The organism is Muriicola sp. (genome assembly GCF_041567615.1).
GTDB lineage: Bacteria > Bacteroidota > Bacteroidia > Flavobacteriales > Flavobacteriaceae > Muriicola.
This window is the reverse complement of sequence record NZ_JBFGBM010000253.1, coordinates 1-2,758: the sequence shown is the minus strand read 5'-3', so window position 1 is coordinate 2,758 and position 2,758 is coordinate 1. Positions and strand designations below refer to the sequence as shown.

Below are 2,758 nucleotides of genomic sequence, written 5' to 3'. Positions count from 1 at the left end.
TAGTTTAAAAAACCGGTGTAGTGGCCGGTTTTTTTTTGTCCTCCCGGCTGGTCATTCCTTCCTGCTGTACAAGCCATCAAAGAGTACCTGAGCAGAAACCCCATCCCGCAGCACTTCCCAAACTTGTCTTACTTTCCCGTCATCCCGCAGGGTCCAGGTAATCCGCTGAACGCTTACGCTTTTATCCTCATTTACAGTCTCGTCAGACTCCAGGATCATCTGATTGCCCGTCCTCTGGCCTTTTAATTTCAGGATCGTGCCGGACCTGTCCAGCCAGAGCTGTTCCCACAATCCTGTTCCCGCATTGTAGAAATTATAGCTGGTCCCTGTAAAGTTACCGTTAGCTCCTGTCCAGTTCTCCCTCAAAACACAGCCGCCCTGGATCTTTTCTATGAGATTATTCCCTGCTTTGTTCCCATTGGGAAGGGTTACTTCCCAGGCACCCAGCCAGAAATCAAAGGCTTTGTGGTCTTCTGTGCAGCAGGCACAATGGGTATTTTGGGCTGTAGACAGAAGAGCGGTGAACAGGAGTCCCAGCAAAAGGGCTATTTTCTTCAAGGGTTTGCGGTTGATGACAAAAAGATACGAAAAGATACCCAACTTCCCTTTGAACCGGAAAAACAGACCGGATGTTGTGGGATCCGTAAAGGCTTTGCTGGTGTTTCCTATAAATCACCGATTAATTGGGTTACTCAACACCGTTATAGGCCTTTTAGGTCAGGGGGGTCGTATCTTTAATGAAAAGATCAGTCTATGAAAAGTCAGTATTGCAAAGTGGGATCCTCCACCCATTTGGGAAGTGGTTCCCAGGCTACCACCAGGATGATCAGTTACTACCAGTCCCTGATGAACAGGGCAGCTGACAGTCGTTATGCCGGCACCCAGCTCGGAGATTTTTTTGAGAGAAAGGCGCAGGCCATCCGCAAGCGGCTTGAACAGCTCGCCTGAGCTACATTCTCTTTTCCAGTTCCTTTTTCATGGATTCCTGAAGGGCCTCCGCCTCTTTGGCGGCCGCCTGGGCAAAGTCTTTACCCTGGGAGGCATAGAGGATCTTTCGGGAGGAATTCACCAGAAGGCCTACCCTGTCTGTCATTCCGTATTTGCAGACCTCTTCCAGGCTTCCTCCCTGTGCCCCCACCCCGGGGACCAGCAGAAAATGTTCGGGTACGATCTTCCTGATCTCCCTGAGGAATTCTGCCTTGGTGGCACCCACGACAAACATAAGGCGATCCGAATGTTCATAGGTCAATGCCGTTTCCAGTACCCTTTTGTACAGTGCCTTTCCGTCGATCTCCCGCGTCTGGAAATCAAACGCCCCTGCGTTGGAGGTCAAAGCCAGGAGGATGGTGAACTTGTTAGAAAAATTCAGGAAGGGCTCCACGGAATCCCTGCCCATATAAGGAGCCACGGTCACGGAATCGAAATTGAGGTCGTTGAAAAAAGCCTCGGCATAACGGGTAGCCGTATTGCCGATATCTCCTCTTTTGGCATCAGCCACAGTAAAAATGTGCGGGTATGCTGAATTGAGATAGTCTATGGTCCTGGATAGCGCCTGCCATCCCTTTAGGCCGTAGGCTTCGTAAAAGGCTGTATTGGGTTTATAGGCCACACACAGATGGTGGGTGGCATCGATGATAGCCTTATTGAAGGCAAAGATAGGGTCGGGTTCATCGAGCAAGTGAGGCGGGATCTTCTCCAGGTCGGTATCCAGACCAATACAGAGAAAGGAACCCTTCTTTTTGATCTGATCCAGTAATTCCGAAGTGTTCATAAGCGATCAGAAAATTTCAGAGGCTTCTTTCAGTTTTTCCGTGTTCTCGACCAGCATAAGTTCATCGATAATCTTCTGAATATCCCCATTCATGATATTTTGCAAATCGTAGAGTGTCAGGCCTATCCTGTGGTCGGTCACCCGGCCCTGTGGATAATTATACGTCCTGATCTTGGCAGACCGGTCCCCACTGCTCACCTGGGAATTCCTTTTGGCTGCATCTTCCTCCTGTCTTTTCTGCAATTCCATATCGTACAATCGGGATCGCAAGACGCGGAATGCCTTGTCCTTGTTCTTGTGTTGTGATTTTTCATCCTGGCACTGGGCTACAATCCCAGTAGGGATATGGGTGAGCCTTACTGCAGAATAGGTGGTGTTCACGGACTGACCTCCGGGTCCTGAGGAACAGAAATAATCAATGCGGACATCCTTGGGGTCGATGTGGACGTCAAAATCCTCAGCTTCCGGCAGTACCATCACAGTAGCCGCACTAGTGTGGACCCGACCCTGGGTTTCGGTCTGCGGTACGCGCTGTACCCTGTGCACTCCGGCTTCGAACTTCAAGGTACCGTATACATCCTCCCCCGTGACCTCAAAATGGATCTCCTTGTATCCCCCGCTGGTCCCTTCATTAAGGTCTATAATATTGGTCTTCCACCCCCTGGATTCACAGTATTTGGCATACATCCGGTACAGGTCCCCGGCAAAAATACTCGCCTCATCCCCACCGGTTCCGGCTCTGATCTCCATCACCACATCCTTGGCATCTTCTGGGTCCTTGGGGATAAGCAGGAATTTGATTTCTTCCTCGAGCTCGGGCAGGCCTTCCTTGGCCTCTTCTAGCTGCATCTTGGCCATTTCCAGCATTTCCTCTTCAGCCCCGGCAGAGAGGATCTCTTCGGCCTCCTTGATATGGTTCTTCAGATCGATATAGGCCTTGCGCTTATCGACCAGTACCTTGAGGTCCTTGTATTCCTTGTTCAATTG

The 2,758-nt window shown here is 50.3% G+C and carries 4 protein-coding genes; 1 reads left to right on the top strand and 3 read right to left on the bottom strand.

Annotated features, from left to right (window positions below; genetic code table 11):
- Positions 1-51: 51 nt before the first annotated feature.
- Positions 52-558 carry a hypothetical protein gene (locus ABYP73_RS12695; protein ID WP_372974577.1) on the bottom strand — a complete coding sequence of 169 codons (507 nt, stop codon included), beginning with the start codon at positions 556-558 and terminating at the stop codon, positions 52-54.
- Between the two features lie 195 nt (positions 559-753).
- On the opposite strand from ABYP73_RS12695, the gene ABYP73_RS12690 reads away from it, so the two are divergent.
- On the top strand, positions 754-948 hold the full coding sequence (locus tag ABYP73_RS12690; protein ID WP_372946606.1) for a hypothetical protein: 195 nt from the start codon (positions 754-756) through the stop codon (positions 946-948).
- A gap of 1 nt (position 949) precedes the next feature.
- On the opposite strand, the gene pyrF is transcribed toward ABYP73_RS12690, so the two are convergent.
- Both pyrF and prfA read right to left on the bottom strand, forming a co-directional pair.
- Positions 950-1,771, bottom strand: a complete 822-nt coding sequence (gene pyrF / locus ABYP73_RS12685) for an orotidine-5'-phosphate decarboxylase (RefSeq protein WP_372946605.1) — start codon at positions 1,769-1,771, stop codon at positions 950-952.
- Positions 1,772-1,777: 6 nt separating this feature from the next.
- Positions 1,778-2,758: peptide chain release factor 1 (gene prfA, locus ABYP73_RS12680; protein ID WP_372974576.1), on the bottom strand; the 981-nt coding region annotated here is incomplete at its 5' end.